The sequence below is a fragment of the Sphingomonas montanisoli genome (genome assembly GCF_008274695.1).
Lineage (GTDB): Bacteria > Pseudomonadota > Alphaproteobacteria > Sphingomonadales > Sphingomonadaceae > Rhizorhabdus > Rhizorhabdus montanisoli.
In genome coordinates this window covers 86536-102205 of record NZ_VTOU01000005.1, presented here as the reverse complement: position 1 = coordinate 102205, position 15670 = coordinate 86536, and the positions used below count along the sequence as shown (strand labels likewise).

General features: G+C 64.3%; 13 protein-coding genes. 6 read left to right on the top strand and 7 right to left on the bottom strand.

All coding sequences use genetic code 11. The annotated features are described in order from the left end of the window. Positions 1-9: 9 nt before the first annotated feature. The 6 genes from FYJ91_RS18775 (at position 10) to ftsH (ending at position 8404) form a co-directional block, all read left to right on the top strand. Entirely contained in the window at positions 10-1023 is a 1014-nt protein-coding gene (locus FYJ91_RS18775; RefSeq protein WP_149523864.1) for an NAD(P)H-dependent flavin oxidoreductase, read from the top strand. Positions 1024-1150: 127 nt separating this feature from the next. After that, positions 1151-3436: a phosphoenolpyruvate--protein phosphotransferase gene (gene ptsP, locus FYJ91_RS18770; RefSeq protein WP_149523863.1), complete on the top strand. Its 2286-nt coding sequence runs from the start codon at positions 1151-1153 to the stop codon at positions 3434-3436. Positions 3437-3533: 97 nt separating this feature from the next. After that, on the top strand, positions 3534-4481 hold the full coding sequence (locus FYJ91_RS18765) for a helix-turn-helix domain-containing protein (RefSeq protein WP_149523862.1): 948 nt from the start codon (positions 3534-3536) through the stop codon (positions 4479-4481). Between the two features lie 64 nt (positions 4482-4545). Beyond that, a complete protein-coding gene (locus tag FYJ91_RS18760) occupies positions 4546-5427 on the top strand; it encodes a tetratricopeptide repeat protein (protein ID WP_149523861.1) in 882 nt (293 codons plus the stop codon). Continuing rightward, on the top strand, positions 5411-6367 hold the full coding sequence (gene tilS, locus FYJ91_RS18755; RefSeq protein ID WP_149523860.1) for a tRNA lysidine(34) synthetase TilS: 957 nt from the start codon (positions 5411-5413) through the stop codon (positions 6365-6367). Before FYJ91_RS18760 ends, tilS begins: the two co-directional genes overlap by 17 nt. A gap of 84 nt (positions 6368-6451) precedes the next feature. Beyond that, positions 6452-8404 carry an ATP-dependent zinc metalloprotease FtsH gene (gene ftsH / locus FYJ91_RS18750; protein ID WP_149523859.1) on the top strand — a complete coding sequence of 651 codons (1953 nt, stop codon included), beginning with the start codon at positions 6452-6454 and terminating at the stop codon, positions 8402-8404. Positions 8405-8782: 378 nt separating this feature from the next. Here the strand turns inward: ftsH and FYJ91_RS18745 are convergent, their stop codons facing one another. From FYJ91_RS18745 to hemA, 7 genes are all read right to left on the bottom strand, one after another. Then, positions 8783-9046, bottom strand: a complete 264-nt coding sequence (locus FYJ91_RS18745) for an ATP synthase F1 subunit epsilon (protein ID WP_149523858.1) — start codon at positions 9044-9046, stop codon at positions 8783-8785. 56 nt (positions 9047-9102) lie between these two features. Beyond that, positions 9103-10557, bottom strand: coding sequence for a F0F1 ATP synthase subunit beta (atpD, locus tag FYJ91_RS18740; RefSeq protein WP_149523857.1), 1455 nt, complete (start codon positions 10555-10557; stop codon positions 9103-9105). Positions 10558-10584: 27 nt separating this feature from the next. Further along, positions 10585-11463, bottom strand: coding sequence for a F0F1 ATP synthase subunit gamma (locus tag FYJ91_RS18735; protein ID WP_149523856.1), 879 nt, complete (start codon positions 11461-11463; stop codon positions 10585-10587). Positions 11464-11517: 54 nt separating this feature from the next. Beyond that, positions 11518-13047, bottom strand: a complete 1530-nt coding sequence (gene atpA, locus FYJ91_RS18730; RefSeq protein WP_149523855.1) for a F0F1 ATP synthase subunit alpha — start codon at positions 13045-13047, stop codon at positions 11518-11520. 2 nt (positions 13048-13049) lie between these two features. Then, positions 13050-13604, bottom strand: coding sequence for a F0F1 ATP synthase subunit delta (locus tag FYJ91_RS18725; protein WP_149523854.1), 555 nt, complete (start codon positions 13602-13604; stop codon positions 13050-13052). A 149-nt stretch (positions 13605-13753) separates the two neighbouring features. Then, a complete protein-coding gene (locus tag FYJ91_RS18720; protein ID WP_149523853.1) occupies positions 13754-14359 on the bottom strand; it encodes a hypothetical protein in 606 nt (201 codons plus the stop codon). Between the two features lie 93 nt (positions 14360-14452). After that, a complete protein-coding gene (gene hemA / locus FYJ91_RS18715) occupies positions 14453-15667 on the bottom strand; it encodes a 5-aminolevulinate synthase (RefSeq protein WP_149523852.1) in 1215 nt (404 codons plus the stop codon). Positions 15668-15670 lie beyond the last annotated feature (3 nt).

The window sequence follows — 15670 nt, the reverse complement described above, 5'->3', positions numbered from 1 at the left end:
GATTTACGAATGACCAAAGGGCAAGACCGGCTTAAGGCGCTGATGGCGCGCGGCAGCGAATTCTTCGGCAGCGAAGTCGCGATCCTTGCCGGAGCGATGAGCTGGGTCAGCGAGCGTCACCTCGTCTCGGCCATGTCTAATGCGGGTGGCTTCGGCGTGATCGCGTGCGGGGCGATGAGCCCGGAGCTGCTCGATGCCGAGATTGCGGGCACGAAGGCGCTTACCGAACGGCCGTTCGGCGTCAACCTGATCACGATGCACCCGCAGCTCACCGATCTGATCGAGGTCTGCGCGAAGCACAATGTCGGCCATGTCGTTCTCGCGGGCGGTCTGCCGCCGGGCGGTGCGATCGAGAAGATCAAGGCTTCGGGTGCGAAGGTGATCTGTTTCGCCCCCGCGCTCGCGCTCGCCAAGAAGCTCATCCGCTCGGGCGTCGACGCGCTGGTCATCGAGGGCATGGAGGCGGGCGGCCATATCGGCCCGGTATCGACCTCGGTGCTGGCACAGGAAATGCTGCCGCTCATCGCCGATCAGCTCCCGGTGTTCGTCGCGGGCGGGATCGGGCGTGGCGAGGCGATCACGGGCTATCTGGAGATGGGTGCGGCGGGCGTACAGCTTGGCACCCGCTTCGTCTGTGCGACCGAATCGATTGCGCACCCCAATTTCAAGAAGGCGTTCATCCGTGCCTCGGCGCGCGATGCGATCGCGAGCGTCCAGATCGACCCGCGCCTGCCGGTCATCCCCGTGCGGGCGCTCAAGAATTCGTCGTCGGAGCTGTTCACCGCCAAGCAGCGCGAAGTGGCGCAGCTGCTCGACGAGGGCAAGGTCGAGATGATGGAGGCCCAGCTCCAGATCGAACATTATTGGGCCGGCGCGCTGCGCCGCGCGGTGATCGACGGCGATGTCGAACATGGCAGCCTGATGGCCGGCCAGTCGGTCGGCATGGTCACGAAGGAGGAGCCGCTGGCCGAAATCATCGGCACCTTGATGGACGAAGCCGCGGCCGCGCTCGAGCGGCGCTGATCGCGGACGATCAACCCTCTCCCGTCCGTGGGAGAGGGAAACATAGGGCGACCCACAAGAAAACTTCGTCCATGATGACAGGCGCACCCTTGGAAAGCGCCTTCGCTTTCTGTTAGCGCATCACTCCATGGCTCCAGCAACCGCCACCTCCGCCGCGCGCGAAATCCTGACGCGCCTGCACGACGTCATGGCGTCGCGGTCCGCCGCGCAGGCGAAGCTCAACCAGGTCGTCCAGATTATCGGTGAGGCGCTGCACACCGAAGTGTGTTCGATCTATCTGCTGCGTGACGGCGTGCTGGAACTCTTCGCGACCCGCGGGTTGAAGCAGGAGGCCGTCCACGTCACGAAGCTGGCGCTGGGTGAAGGTCTGGTCGGCACGATCGCCGAGGACGTCGAGACGCTCAATCTCGAGGAAGCGACCAGCCATCCGGACTTCGCCTACAAGCCGGAAACGGGTGAAGAACTCTACCACAGTTTTGCCGGCGTTCCGATCGTCCGCCGCCAGGAGGCGGTGGGAGTCCTGTCCGTTCAGCACAGCGACACCCGCAAGTTCGATGATGTCGAAGTGGAAGCGCTTCAGACAGTTGCGATGGTTCTTGCGGAATTGATCGCCGGCGCCGGCCTGATCGACGAGAGCGGTCCAGGCGGCACGAAAGGGCAGCGCGACACGAGCCCGGTCCGTCTGACCGGGCTCAAGCTGGTCGAAGGCATGGCGCGCGGCCAGGCGGTCTATCACCAGCCACGCATCGAGATCGAACATACCGTCGCCGAGGATATCGAGGTCGAACGCCACCGCGTCATCTCGGCCTTCGCCAAGATGCGCGACCAGATCGAGCGGATGACGCGCGAGGCCGATTTCGGCGCAGGCGGCGAACATCAGGACATCCTCGCGATGTACAAGATGTTCGCTTATGACGAAGGCTGGATCCGCCGCATCAACGAGGCGATCGACAGCGGCCTGACCGCCGAAGCAGCGATCGAGCGCGTGCAGCAGCGCACCCGGATGCGGATGCGCGAGATCGGCGATCCGCTGCTCGCCGATCGCATGCACGATCTGGAGGATCTGTCGAACCGCCTGCTCCGCATCGTATCGGGGCAACTCGGCACCGCGGCGCAGATGGGCTTGCGGCAGGACACGATCCTGATCGCACGCAACCTCGGCCCTGCCGAGCTGCTCGAATATGATCGCCGCCGGCTGAAAGGCGTCGTGCTGGAAGAAGGCTCACTGACCGCGCATGTGACCATCGTCGCGCGGGCGATGGGTGTGCCCGTGCTCGGCCGCGTCAAGGACGTGCGCCGGACGATCGGGGAAGGGGATGCGATCCTGCTCGACGGGACGACGGGCAATGTCATCGTACGGCCGACGCCGACGATGGACGAGGCTTTTGATGCCAAGTTCCTGATCACCCAGCGCCGGCGCGCCGAGTTCGCCGCGATGCGCGATCTGCCCGCGATCACGAAGGACGGTGTTCGGATCGAGCTGATGGTCAATGCCGGCTTGCGCGACGACATGGCGGCGCTCGATGTCACCGGCGCCGACGGTGTCGGCCTGTTCCGCACCGAATTTCAGTTCCTCGTTTCGGCGACGTTGCCGCAGCGCGAGCGCCAGCAACGACTATATCGCGAAGTGCTCGATGCCGCAGGCGATCGTCCCGTCATCTTCCGCACGGTCGACATCGGCGGCGACAAGGCTTTGCCCTATTTGAACGGCGGACAGGCCGACGAGGATGAGGAGAATCCGGCGCTCGGGTGGCGCGCGATCCGGCTCGGGCTGGAACGCGACGGGCTGATGAAGGTACAGGCGCGCGCGCTGTTGGAGGCGGCGGCGGGACGCACGCTCAACGTGATGTTCCCCATGGTGTCCGAACCCTGGGAGTTCGAAGAGGCCCGCGCACTGTTCGAGGCGCAGCGCAAGTGGATCCACGGTCGCAACCGGCCGACGCCGATCCACGTCCGTTACGGCACGATGCTGGAGGTTCCGGCGCTCGCCGAAACCCTAGACATGATCCTGCCACAGCTCGATTTTCTGTCGATCGGCACCAACGACCTGACCCAGTTCCTGTTCGCGGCCGATCGCGCCAATCCGAAGCTGGCCGAGCGTTACGACTGGCTGTCGCCCGCGATCCTGCGCTTCGTAAACCGCGTGGTGCTCCAGGCGATCGACGCACGGGTGCCTGTTGGCGTGTGTGGCGAAATGGGCGGGCGCGCGCTGGAGGCGATGGCGTTGATCGGGCTGGGTATCGATCGATTGTCGATCACCCCGGCGGCGATCGGGCCCGTCAAGGCGATGATCCGGTCGCTGGATGCGGGTGCGTTGCGTGCGCTGATGCCAGAATTGCTGACCCGCCGTTCGCGCTCGATGCGCGACGATCTGGCGGGCTGGGCGGCACAGGAAGGTGTCGCAATCGTCTGAATCAGCGGGTTAACATCTGAAAGTTTGACTTTTCCGGACGCGGCTTTGACAAACGCTGGCGGGGGGACGCCGCGCTTGGCGGCGTGAAGGAGTTTCGATGGCGGTCGACGACAAAGACGAAGCTGGGCTGTTCGCACGCCGGGTCGGCGATGAACTCGCCGCCGCGCGCAATGCGCAGAAGATCGAAATCGAAGATATCGCCAGCCGTACCCGCATTCCCGCGCGTCATCTCGACGCGATCGAGCGTAGCGATTTCGCAGCACTGCCGGCACTTCCCTATGCCGCAGGCTTCGTGAAGACGTATGCTAACACGCTCGGGCTCGATGGAAATGCGATGTCGCGTGCTTTCCGCGACGAGGTGGGCGATGTCGATCGTGCCGCCTTCCAGCCGCAGGCCTATGAACCCGCCGATCCTTCGCGCGTACCTTCCAAGCTGCTCGCGATGATCGCGCTGGGCGTCGCGGTGCTGCTGGGCATGGGCTATCTTCTGCTCCGCTTCGAAGGCGACAGCAGCGATCTCGCCCAACTTGCGGCCGATACACCGGAAAATAGCCGCCCTGCGGGACCCGCCCCTGCGGCGCCCGTCACGCGCACTGTCGTGGCGCCTGTCGCCCAACCGGCGGAGCCGGCAGTGCCGACTGGGCCGATCGGCGTTACAGCGACCGAGGACGTCTGGCTCAAAATCTCCGAACGCACTGGCGGGCCGACCTACTACATGGATGTGATGAAGGCCGGCGAGCGCTTCGACCTGCCCGAAACAGCGACCGACCCGATCCTGCGCACCGGTCGGCCTCAGTCGATCAAGGTGATGATCGGCACCGCCGAGTTGCCCGCGATCGGCGAACCTGATCGGCTCGTCCGCGCGTATAGCCTCAAGCGCGACGCCGTCACCGCGATCGCGACGGGCAAGCCGCTGCCTGAGGCGTCGCCGGTCGCGCCTGTCGTCGATCAGCCGCGCAGCCTTCGCCGATTTAGCCGTCCGCGCGCCGACGATTCGACCCCGTCCGACGCGGCCGCCGCTCCGGAAGCGCCGCTCCAGCCTTGATCCCTGCGCCTAACCGGGCGACAAGGCGGCGATAACTCCCCGCGCTTCAAGGACGTTTCCCGCGATGACCAAGGCGTTTGCCGCCCTCCTGCTTCTTTCTTCGGCCGTGCCGGCGCTTGCCGCGCCGCCGCCCGCGACCGTCGAATCCCGTGTCGGCGTGCTGGAAAAAGAGATGCGCGCCGTCCAACGCAAGGTGTTCCCCGGCGGGGCGCAGCAATATTTCGAGCCCGAGATCAAGGCACCGACGGCCGTGCCAATGCCAGCTGGAATGCCCTCCGATGCGCCATTGGCTGATCTGATGCGCCGCGTCGATGCCCTAGAACGAACTCTGGCCGACATGACGGGCCAGATGGAGCAGAACAGCTTCAAGGTTCGCCAGCTGACTGAAGATGTCGCGAAGCTGAAGGCTGCCGCCGCGCCGCCAGCGGACGTTGCTGGCGCCGCTCCGGGCGCAACCCTGCCTTATGTAGTTCCGCCGGCCCCCAAGGGCGCAACCGGCGGCACGCCTGCGCCCGCCACGGCCGAGGCGGCCCCCGCGACAGCGCCCAGCGGCGATCCGGGCAAGGACGCCTATATGGCGGGCTACGATCTGTGGACGGCGAAGAAGTTTCCGGAGGCCGCGACCGCGCTGAAGGCGATGGCCACCAAATATCCGAAGAACAAATATGCGAGCTATGCTCGTAACCTTGCCGGTCGTGCCTATCTCGACAACGGCCAGTATAACGAGGCGATCCGCGAATTCTTCGAGAATACGAAGGACGAAGCGGGCGAGCGCGCGCCGCACAGCTACGTCTATATGGCGCAGGCGCTGATGAAGCGGAAACCGCCGCTGCCAGACAAGGCGTGTCAGGCCTATGAAGTGCTTGCGTCCAAATATCCGGACAAGGTGACCGGCGGCCTCGCTGATCTGGTCGCCAAGGGAAAGGCCGATGCCAAATGTCCGTGAGGCACCTGGCCTGATCCCCGACGCTCTGATCGCCCGGTTTCGGGCAGACGTCGAGGCTTTGTGCGGCGGGGGCGGTCTGGCTCTCGCGGTGTCGGGCGGGCCGGACAGCATGGCGATGCTGCTGCTTGCAGCCGCGGCCTTTTCCGAGCGTGTTGTTGCGGCGACTGTCGATCACGGATTGAGGCCAGAGGCGAAAGCCGAGGCTCAACTCGTTGCCAACACCTGCCAAAGTCTGGGCATTGCGCACGCGATCCTGACGGTCGACGTCACGCCGGGTGCCAGCATCCAGGCGCAGGCGCGCGACGCCCGTTATGCTGCGCTGTCCGATTGGGCACGAGGGCAGGGGGGGACGGCGCTCCTTACCGCACACCATGCCGATGATCAGGCGGAAACGATGCTGATGCGGCTCGCACGCGGCAGCGGCCTTGGCGGGCTGTCGGGTATCCGTGCGCGGCGCGATCTGGGCGAGGGCCTGGCTCTGATCCGGCCGCTTCTCGGTTGGCGCCGCGCGGACCTCGTCGCGATCGCGTCGGCCGTGCCCACCGTCGACGACCCTTCGAACCGCGATCCTCGGCACGACCGCACCCGTGCGCGCGCGCTTCTTGCCGAAACCGACTGGATCGATCCCGTCCGGCTCGTCGCCACTGCGCATCATCTGGCGCAAGGCGAAGCCGCGCTCGATTGGGTGGCGGCGGAGGTCATCCGTTCGCGCTGCTCGCTCGAAACCGACGTGATCGTCGCCGATATCGATGGGCTGCCGCGCGACATCGCCCGTCGCGTGCTCGCAAAATTGATCGCGCGTGCTGATTCGCCTGCGGACGGGCCTAGCCTCGATACTCTGCTCGATCGCCTCGAAAATGGGCTACCGGCCAGCATTGGTGGGCTGATCCTTCAGCCCGGCGACAGGCTGCTCGTCCAAAAGGCGCCTGAACGGCGCTGAAATCGGTCCGTCTTGTGACCGGGTGCATTGTCATTAACCCTCGAATGCCTATCTTCATACCGCACGAAAGGCGGACCCCAGAGAATGAGCGACCAGAAAGAGCCCCAGCAGCCGAATCCGTGGATGAAGAGCCTTGCGATCTGGATTGGTATCCTGCTCGCGCTCGTTCTCTTCGTCTCGATGTTCGAAAGCTCTTCGCGGCAGGCGGGCGGTAACGCGATCGCCTATTCGGAGTTCCTCGCCCGCGTGAATGAAGGCGCGGTGCGTGAGGTCGACATTGGCGACGGGGTCGTATCCGGCAAGTATAACAACGGCACCGCATTTTCGGCCAACGCGCCGAGCGATCCGATGCTGATCCAGCGCCTGTCCGAAAAGAACGTCACCTTCCGCGCCAAGCCGGAGGAGCAGACGAGCTTCTGGATGATCATGCTCTATCAGTCGCTGCCGTTCCTGCTGATCCTCGGCATCGCCTTCTTCGTGATGCGCCAGATGCAGAAGAATGCGGGATCGGGCGCGATGGGCTTCGGCAAGAGCCGCGCGAAGATGCTCACCGAAAAGCATGGCCGCATCACCTTCGACGATGTCGCGGGTATCGATGAAGCACGCGAGGAACTGCAGGAGATCGTCGATTTCCTGAAGGATCCGACCAAGTTTGCTCGCCTCGGCGGCAAGATTCCGAAGGGCGCGCTGCTCGTCGGCTCGCCGGGCACCGGCAAGACCCTGCTCGCGCGTGCGATTGCAGGTGAGGCGAACGTCCCGTTCTTCACAATCTCGGGTTCGGACTTCGTCGAAATGTTCGTCGGTGTCGGGGCGAGCCGCGTGCGCGACATGTTTGAGCAGGCGAAGAAGAATGCGCCGTGCATCGTCTTCATCGACGAAATCGACGCGGTCGGCCGTCATCGCGGTGCCGGCCTCGGCAATGGCAATGATGAGCGCGAACAGACGCTGAACCAGCTTCTGGTCGAGATGGACGGCTTCGAATCCAACGAGGGCATCATCATCGTCGCGGCGACCAACCGCCCCGACGTGCTCGATCCCGCGCTTCTGCGTCCGGGCCGCTTCGATCGCCAGGTCGTCGTCCCGCGCCCCGACATCGAGGGCCGCGAGAAGATCTTGGCCGTCCACATGAAGAAGCTGCCGCTGGCGCCTGATGTCAATGCGCGCACGATCGCACGCGGCACGCCGGGCTTTTCGGGCGCCGACCTCGCCAACCTCGCCAACGAAGCCGCGCTGCTCGCAGCCCGCAAGGGCAAGCGCCTCGTCGCGATGAAGGAGTTCGAGGAAGCCAAGGACAAGGTCATGATGGGCGCCGAGCGCAAATCGATGGTCATGACCGAGGAAGAGAAGAAGGCGACCGCTTATCACGAGGCGGGTCACGCGCTGGTTTCGCTGCATGTCCCGGGCTGCGATCCGCTGCACAAGGTCACGATCATTCCACGCGGCCGCGCGCTGGGCGTCACCTGGAACCTGCCCGAACGCGATCGTTATTCGATGACGATGAAGCAGATGAAGGCGCGCCTTGCGCTGTGCTTCGGCGGCCGCATTGCCGAGCAGATCATTTACGGCGCGGATGAACTTAACACCGGTGCATCCAACGACATCCAGCAGGCCACCGACATGGCCCGGTCGATGGTGATGGAATATGGCATGTCCGAAAAGCTCGGCTGGCTGCGTTATCGCGACAATCAGGACGAGGTTTTCCTCGGCCACTCGGTCGCGCGCAATCAGAATGTATCGGAGGAAACCGCCCGCCTGATCGATCAGGAAGTCCGGCGCTTCGTCGAGGAAGGCGAGCATGTCGCCCGCACTGTCCTGACCGAGCATCTCGACGAGCTGCACCGTCTGGGTACCGCGCTGCTGGAATATGAGACGCTGTCGGGTGAGGAAGCCAAGCGCGTTATCAAGGGCGAGGATATCGGCCGCGACGACAATGCGCATCGTCAGCCGATCGCGCTGAGCGGTGGCGGCTCGTCGATCCCGAAGAGCAAGCGCCCGGGTGGCGGCGGTTGGGGCGAAGCGGCACCGCAAGGCGCCTGATCGCCCTGCCGACGAAATGATGAAGGGGAGGGTGGCGACGTCCTCCCCTTTTTCGTGCCCGCCGTCCGTCATCTTGGCGGAGGCCGGGATCTCAGGAGGTGGGGAGGCAAGTTCGTCGCAAGAGCCCGCTGAGATCCCGGCCTTCACTGGGATGACGGCTTCGCTCTACCCACGCCCTCGTCATTGCGAGGAGCCGAAGGCGACGCGGCAATCCACTCCCAACTGCGGAATGGATTGCTTCGCTACGCTCGCAATGACGAGAAAGGGAGGAGGGGCGGCGCCGATATCCTCCACATACGAAAACGGCGCCCCGTGAGGGACGCCGCTTTCATTCTCTCCATCGAGACAGCGAGGAGGGCCCAGCCTCCCCGAAAGGCGTTACGCCTCGGTCGCCTGCTCGGCGAGGACCGTCAGGCCCTTTTCGTTGACCTCGGCGAAGCCGCCCTCAACGCGGATGCGCGAGACGACCGTCGTCAGGTTCGAATAGATCGACAGCTCACCCGGGCGGACCACCGACATGAACGGGGCATGCCCCGCGAGCACGCCGAAATCGCCCTCGGTGCCAGGAACCACCACCATATACACTTCCTCCGAACGGAGGAGCTTTTCCGGGGTGACGAGTTCGAAGTGCAGGTCTGCCATATATCGTTCCTAAGCCCTCTCCCGCACGCGGGAGAGGGTTGTAAGGGAAAAGAAGGTTACGCCGCTTCGGCGGCCAGCTTCTTGGCCTTCTCGATCACCTCTTCGATGCCGCCGACCATGTAGAAAGCGGCCTCGGGCAGGTGGTCATATTCGCCTTCGACGACGGCCTTGAACGACTTCACCGTGTCTTCGATCGACACGAACTTGCCGCTGATGCCGGTGAAGACTTCGGCGACATGGAACGGCTGCGACAGGAAGCGCTGGATCTTGCGGGCGCGCTGAACGGTCAGCTTATCTTCTTCCGAAAGCTCGTCCATGCCCAGGATCGCGATGATGTCCTGCAGCGACTTGTACTTCTGCAGCGTCTCCTGAACCTTACGAGCGGTTTCGTAATGCTCCTGGCCGACGATGCGCGGCTCGAGCATGCGCGAGGTCGAGTCGAGCGGATCGACGGCGGGGTAGATGCCCAGCTCCGAAATCGCGCGGTTCAGGTTGGTCGTCGCGTCCAGGTGAGCGAACGAAGTTGCCGGCGCCGGATCGGTAAGATCGTCGGCGGGCACGTAAATCGCCTGCACCGAGGTGATCGAACCCTTGGTGGTGGAGGTGATGCGCTCCTGCAGCGCGCCCATGTCGGTCGACAGGGTCGGCTGATAGCCAACCGCCGAAGGAATACGGCCCAGCAGCGCCGACACTTCCGAACCCGCCTGGGTGAAGCGGAAGATGTTGTCGACGAAGAACAGCACGTCCTGGCCTTCCACGTCGCGGAAATATTCGGCGATCGTCAGGCCCGACAGAGCGACGCGCGCACGGGCGCCCGGCGGCTCGTTCATCTGGCCGAACACCAGGGCGACCTTCGAACCTTCGCTGGTCGGGTTGCCGTCGGCATCCTTGGCGATGACGCCTGCGTCGAGGAACTCGTGATAGAGATCGTTGCCCTCGCGGGTGCGCTCACCGACGCCCGCGAACACCGAGGTGCCGCCATGGCCCTTGGCGATGTTGTTGATCAGTTCCTGGATGAGAACGGTCTTGCCGACGCCGGCGCCGCCGAACAGGCCGATCTTGCCGCCCTTCGCATAAGGCGCGAGGAGGTCGATCACCTTGATGCCGGTGACGAGGATCGCCGCTTCGGTCGACTGATCGATGAACAGCGGGGCTTCGGCGTGTATCGGAGCGGTCTGCTCGGCGTTCACCGGGCCACGCTCGTCGATCGGCTCACCGATGACGTTGAGGATGCGGCCGAGCGTCTTCGGGCCGACCGGCACGCGGATCTGCGAACCGGTGTCGGTCACTTCCTGGCCGCGGGTCAGACCTTCGGTCGCGTCCATCGCGATCGTGCGGACGGTCTTCTCGCCCAGATGCTGCGCGACTTCGAGGACGAGGCGGTTTTCGCCGTTCTTCGTCTCGAGCGCGTTCAGAATGGCCGGCAGTTCGCCATCGAAGCTGACGTCGACGACGGCGCCGATGACCTGCGAGATGCGGCCGACACTGTTGGTGGTGGGGGCGGTTGCCATGATGTCTTCCTTGCCTGCCTGATCTACTTACAGCGCTTCCGCGCCAGCAATGATTTCGATGAGTTCGGTCGTGATCGCCGCCTGACGGGTCCGGTTATACTGGATCGTCAGCTTGTTGATCATGTCGCCGGCGTTGCGGGTCGCATTGTCCATCGCGGTCATGCGGCTGCCCTGCTCCGATGCGGCATTTTCCAGCATCGCGCGGAACAGCTGTACCGCCACGTTGCGGGGGAGAAGCTCGGCCAGGATCTCGTCCTCGTCGGGCTCATATTCGACGGCGGCGGAAACGCCGGTCGCTTCGGCGGCCGGGGCCAATGGCACCGGCACGATCTGCAATTCGGTCGGGATCTGCTCCAGCGCCGACTTGAACTTGGCGAAAAACAGATGCGCGATGTCATATTCGCCGCCGTTGAAGCGCGCGATCAGATCCTCGGCCACTTCATGCGCGTCGGCAAATGCGACGTTCTTGATGTGGCTCTGATCGACCTGATGGACGATCTTGCCGGGGAAGAGGCGCGAGATCACCGGACGGCCCTTCTTGCCGATCAGGTAGAACTTCACCGTCTTGCCCTGCGCGATCAGCTCGTCGGCCTTCTTGCGGGCGGCGCGGACGATATTGGTGTTGAACGCACCGGCGAGGCCGCGCTCGGACGTCGCGACCACGAGCATGTGGCACTGATCATTGCCCGTGCCGGCCAGCAGCTTGGGCGAATTCGGACCAATCGTCACCTTGGAGGCGAGGCTGGCCATCACCGCGTTCAGCCGCTCGGCATAAGGCCGTCCGGCCTCGGCCGCCAACTGGGCGCGACGCAGCTTCGCCGCGGCGACCATCTTCATCGCCTTGGTGATCTTCTGGGTCGACTTCACCGAAGTGATGCGGACCTTGAGGCTCTTCAGACTTGGCATCTGCTTCCCTTAGTCGTCACCCCCGCACGCAAGGTGCGGGGGCGCCAATCACGTTCAGGCGAAAGTCTTCACGAAGGCGTCGAGCGCCGACTTGAGCGCCGTGGTGCTGTCGGCCGACAGATCCTTGCTGTCGCGGATCGCGGTCAGCAGATCGGCATGACGCGAGCGCAGCTCGGCCAGGAACGCCGCTTCGAAACGGGTCACCGCGGTCACCGGGAAGGCGTCCAGATAACCGTTCACGCCGGCGAAGATCGACACGACCTGCTCTTCGAAAGGCAGCGGGTTGAACTGCGGCTGCTTGAGCAGCTCGGTCAGGCGCGCGCCGCGATTGAGCAGCTTCTGGGTCGAAGCGTCGAGATCCGAACCGAACTGCGCGAACGCCGCCATTTCGCGATACTGGGCGAGGTCGAGCTTGATCGAGCCCGCGACCTTCTTCATCGCCTTCGTCTGCGCAGCCGAACCGACGCGCGACACCGAAAGGCCGACGTTGATCGCGGGGCGGATGCCCGCGTTGAACAGATCGGTTTCGAGGAAGATCTGACCGTCGGTGATCGAGATCACGTTGGTCGGGATGTAGGCCGACACGTCGCCCGCCTGGGTCTCGATGATCGGCAGTGCGGTCAGCGAGCCATTGCCGTTGTCGTCGTTGAGCTTCGCGGCGCGCTCGAGCAGGCGGCTGTGCAGGTAGAACACGTCGCCCGGATAGGCTTCGCGGCCCGGCGGACGGCGCAGCAGCAGCGACATCTGGCGATAGGCGACCGCCTGCTTCGACAGATCGTCATAGACGATGACGGCGTGCATGCCGTTGTCACGGAAATATTCGCCCATCGCGCAGCCGGTGTAGGGCGCGAGGAACTGCAGCGGAGCGGGATCCGAAGCGGTGGCGGCGACGACGATCGTATATTCCATCGCGCCATTTTCTTCGAGCTGGCGGACGATCTGCGCGACGGTCGAGCGCTTCTGGCCGATGGCGACGTAGATGCAGAACAGCTTCTTCGAATCGTCCGGGCCCTGGTTGGCCGTCTTCTGATTGATGAAGGCATCGATCGCGACGGCGGTCTTGCCGGTCTGACGGTCACCGATGATCAGCTCGCGCTGGCCACGGCCGACCGGGACGAGCGCGTCGAGCGCCTTGAGGCCGGTCTGCACGGGCTCGTGCACCGACTTGCGCGGAATGATGCCGGGGGCCTTCACCTCGACGCGGCGACGCTCGGTATATTCGATCGGGCCCTTGCCATCGATCGGATTGCCGAGGCCGTCCACGACGCGGCCGAGAAGGCCCTTGCCGATCGGCACGTCGACGATCGTGCCGGTGCGCTTGACGATATCGCCTTCCTTGATCTGCGCGTCCGATCCGAAGATCACGGCGCCGACATTATCGGCTTCAAGGTTGAGGGCCATGCCCTGGATGCCGTTGGCGAACTCGATCATCTCGCCGGCCTGGACGTTGTCGAGGCCGTGGATGCGGGCGATGCCGTCGCCGACCGACAGCACCTGACCGACTTCGGAGACCTGCGCTTCGGCACCGAAGCTGGCGATCTGGTCGCGAATGACCTTGGAGATTTCTGCGGCGCGGATGTCCATTTTCAGCCTTTCATCGCAATCGCGAGGGTGTTCAATTTCGTGCGGATCGAGCCGTCGATCTGCGTGGAACCGATCTTGACGATCAGCCCGCCGAGGAGCGCGGGATCGACCGTCAGGTCGACCGCCACGTCGCGGCCCAGCTGGCTCTTGAGCTTCGCCTTCAGCGCTTCGACCTGTTCGGCCTCAAGCGGGTGGGCGGAGGTGACTTCGGCGGTGGTCTCACCGCGATGGCGCGCCGCGAGCTGGCCGAACACGCGGATTACGGCGCTCAGCTGATGCAGGCGGCGGTTCTGCGCGAGGACGCCGACGAACTTGGTGGTGATGGCGTCGAGCTTCATGACGGTCGCCACGGCGGCGACGGCCTTCACTGCTTCGTCGCGACCAATCAGCGGACTGGTCGTCAGACGACGAAAATCGTCCGATTCGGTCAACGCGGCCTTCAGGCCAGCAAGGCTGTTGGAGACGGCGTCGATCGCCTTCTCTTCGCGGGCCAGCTCGAACAATGCGGTCGCATAACGTCCGCTGAGGCTAGCCTGAATACCGCCGGAATTCTCCACGCGCGCTCAATCCCCCGATTGGATTTCGGTCCATGCGGAAAAGGGGGCGCCTGAGAGGGCGTCCCCGCATGTTGGCCGGCCGGTTAGCAGGGGGGGGCACGCGATGCAACCCGATTGGAACAGCTGTTTTGCAGCCGGTCCGAATGGGCTTAGTCTTGTTGGTTCAGAAGATCGAAAAGAGACGATGTCGACGTGTTCGAAGCGGTCGCGACGAATGCGGCCGCCTGGCTGCGGGTCTGGGCAGTCCAGCCGCGCACCTCGCGTTCCTCCACGCTCATCGAATCATAATCGCTGATCATCAGCTGGTTGTAATTGGCGAGGCTGGTCAGCGATGCCGAGCTGCCCACGGTGCTCATGAAGTCGTTGCGCGTGCGCTGGTTGAGCTGCTTCTTCGCGGCGGCCCGTTCCCCCGCGCTGAACTGATCGCTTTTGTCGAGAACCATCGCGGCCAGCGCGCGGCCCGACAGTTCGGACAGGTCCGCGCCCTTGCCCGCTTTCTTGGCGGCGTCGAGCGCGACGCGGGTTTCCTTGCCGACGGTCGCAAACTCCTTCGCATTGTCGGCGACATCCGCCGCAGCGGCCTTCGCAGCCGCCGAGATGGTGACGCCGTTGGGCGAAGGGGCTGCGGTCGCGCTGCTGCTCTTGCCCGTTTTGCTGTAGGTCAGTGCCGGCACGCCCTCGGTTGCAGCGCTGCCCGACGATTGGCCGAGCAACGTCGAGAGGCTGGTCGAGAGTCCTGAAAGCGAAACGGTCATGGCGCGATCATCCAGTGATTTGCGGATGATCGTGACGGGATATGGTTAACGCACCGCTAAAGTTTGTACGTAAGCGGTTGGAATACCGACGGCTTACGCCGCCAGCTTCATTTCCATGCGTTCCCAGATTTCGATGAGGGCGTCGGTGAGTTCGCGCATCATCTCTTCGCTGTGGGCGGGGCCGGGGGTGAAGCGCAGGCGCTCGGTGCCGCGCGGCACGGTCGGGTAATTGATCGGCTGAACGTACACGCCATATTCGGCGAGCAGGATGTCCGAGACCCGCTTGGCCTTGATCGGATCGCCGACCATCAGCGGCACGATGTGGGTCACGGTGTCCATTACCGGAAGGCCCGCTTCGGCGAACATCCGCTTCAGCGTCGCGGCGGCGGCCTGCTGGCCCTCGCGCTCGGCCGAGGAGGACTTGAGATGGCGCACGCTCGCCAGCGTGCCGGCGACGAGCACCGGCGACAGCGATGTCGTGAAGATGAAGCCGGGCGCGTAGCTGCGGATCACGTCGATGATCACCTGGTCGGCCGCGATGTAGCCGCCCATCACACCAAACGCCTTGCCCAGCGTTCCTTCGATCACCGTGATCCGGTCGGCCGCCGCGTCGCGATCCGAAATGCCGCCGCCGCGCGGGCCGTACATGCCGACCGCGTGGACTTCGTCGAGATAGGTGAGCGCGTTATATTTGTCGGCCAGGTCGCAGATCGCGTGAAGCGGGGCGACGTCGCCGTCCATCGAATAGACGCTTTCGAACGCGATCAGCTTGGGCGCGTCGGGATCGGCGGCGGCCAGCAATTCCTCAAGATGGGCGAGGTCATTGTGGCGCCAAACGCGCTTCTCGCAGCCCGAATTGCGAATGCCTGCGATCATCGAGGCGTGGTTGAGCTCGTCCGAGAAGATGATGCAGCCGGGCAGAACCTTGGCGAGTGTCGACAGCGTCGCTTCGTTCGAGACATAGCCCGAGGTGAAGAGGAGCGCGCCTTCCTTGCCGTGCAGGTCGGCCAGTTCGAACTCGAGATCGACGTGATAGTGCGTGTTGCCGCCGATGTTGCGTGTGCCGCCCGAACCGGCGCCGACGTCGTGGAGGGCTTCCTCCATCGCCGCGATCACCTTGGGGTGCTGGCCCATCGCGAGATAATCGTTCGAACACCATACGGTGACCGGCTTGGGACCGTTATGGCCCGCAAAGCAGCGCGCATTGGGGAACATGCCCTTGTTGCGCAGGATATCGATGAAAACCCGGTAACGGCCTTCGGCATGCAGCCGGTCGATCGCCTGGGTAAATACGCGCTGGTAATCCAAACT

Coding starts and splice junctions, on each gene's coding strand:
- FYJ91_RS18775 (WP_149523864.1), top strand. CDS start 10: ATGACCAAAGGGCAAGACCGGCTTAAGGCGCTGATGGCGCGCGGCAGC.
- ptsP (WP_149523863.1), top strand. CDS start 1,151: ATGGCTCCAGCAACCGCCACCTCCGCCGCGCGCGAAATCCTGACGCGC.
- FYJ91_RS18765 (WP_149523862.1), top strand. CDS start 3,534: ATGGCGGTCGACGACAAAGACGAAGCTGGGCTGTTCGCACGCCGGGTC.
- FYJ91_RS18760 (WP_149523861.1), top strand. CDS start 4,546: ATGACCAAGGCGTTTGCCGCCCTCCTGCTTCTTTCTTCGGCCGTGCCG.
- tilS (WP_149523860.1), top strand. CDS start 5,411: ATGCCAAATGTCCGTGAGGCACCTGGCCTGATCCCCGACGCTCTGATC.
- ftsH (WP_149523859.1), top strand. CDS start 6,452: ATGAGCGACCAGAAAGAGCCCCAGCAGCCGAATCCGTGGATGAAGAGC.
- FYJ91_RS18745 (WP_149523858.1), bottom strand. CDS start 9,046: ATGGCAGACCTGCACTTCGAACTCGTCACCCCGGAAAAGCTCCTCCGT.
- atpD (WP_149523857.1), bottom strand. CDS start 10,557: ATGGCAACCGCCCCCACCACCAACAGTGTCGGCCGCATCTCGCAGGTC.
- FYJ91_RS18735 (WP_149523856.1), bottom strand. CDS start 11,463: ATGCCAAGTCTGAAGAGCCTCAAGGTCCGCATCACTTCGGTGAAGTCG.
- atpA (WP_149523855.1), bottom strand. CDS start 13,047: ATGGACATCCGCGCCGCAGAAATCTCCAAGGTCATTCGCGACCAGATC.
- FYJ91_RS18720 (WP_149523853.1), bottom strand. CDS start 14,359: ATGACCGTTTCGCTTTCAGGACTCTCGACCAGCCTCTCGACGTTGCTC.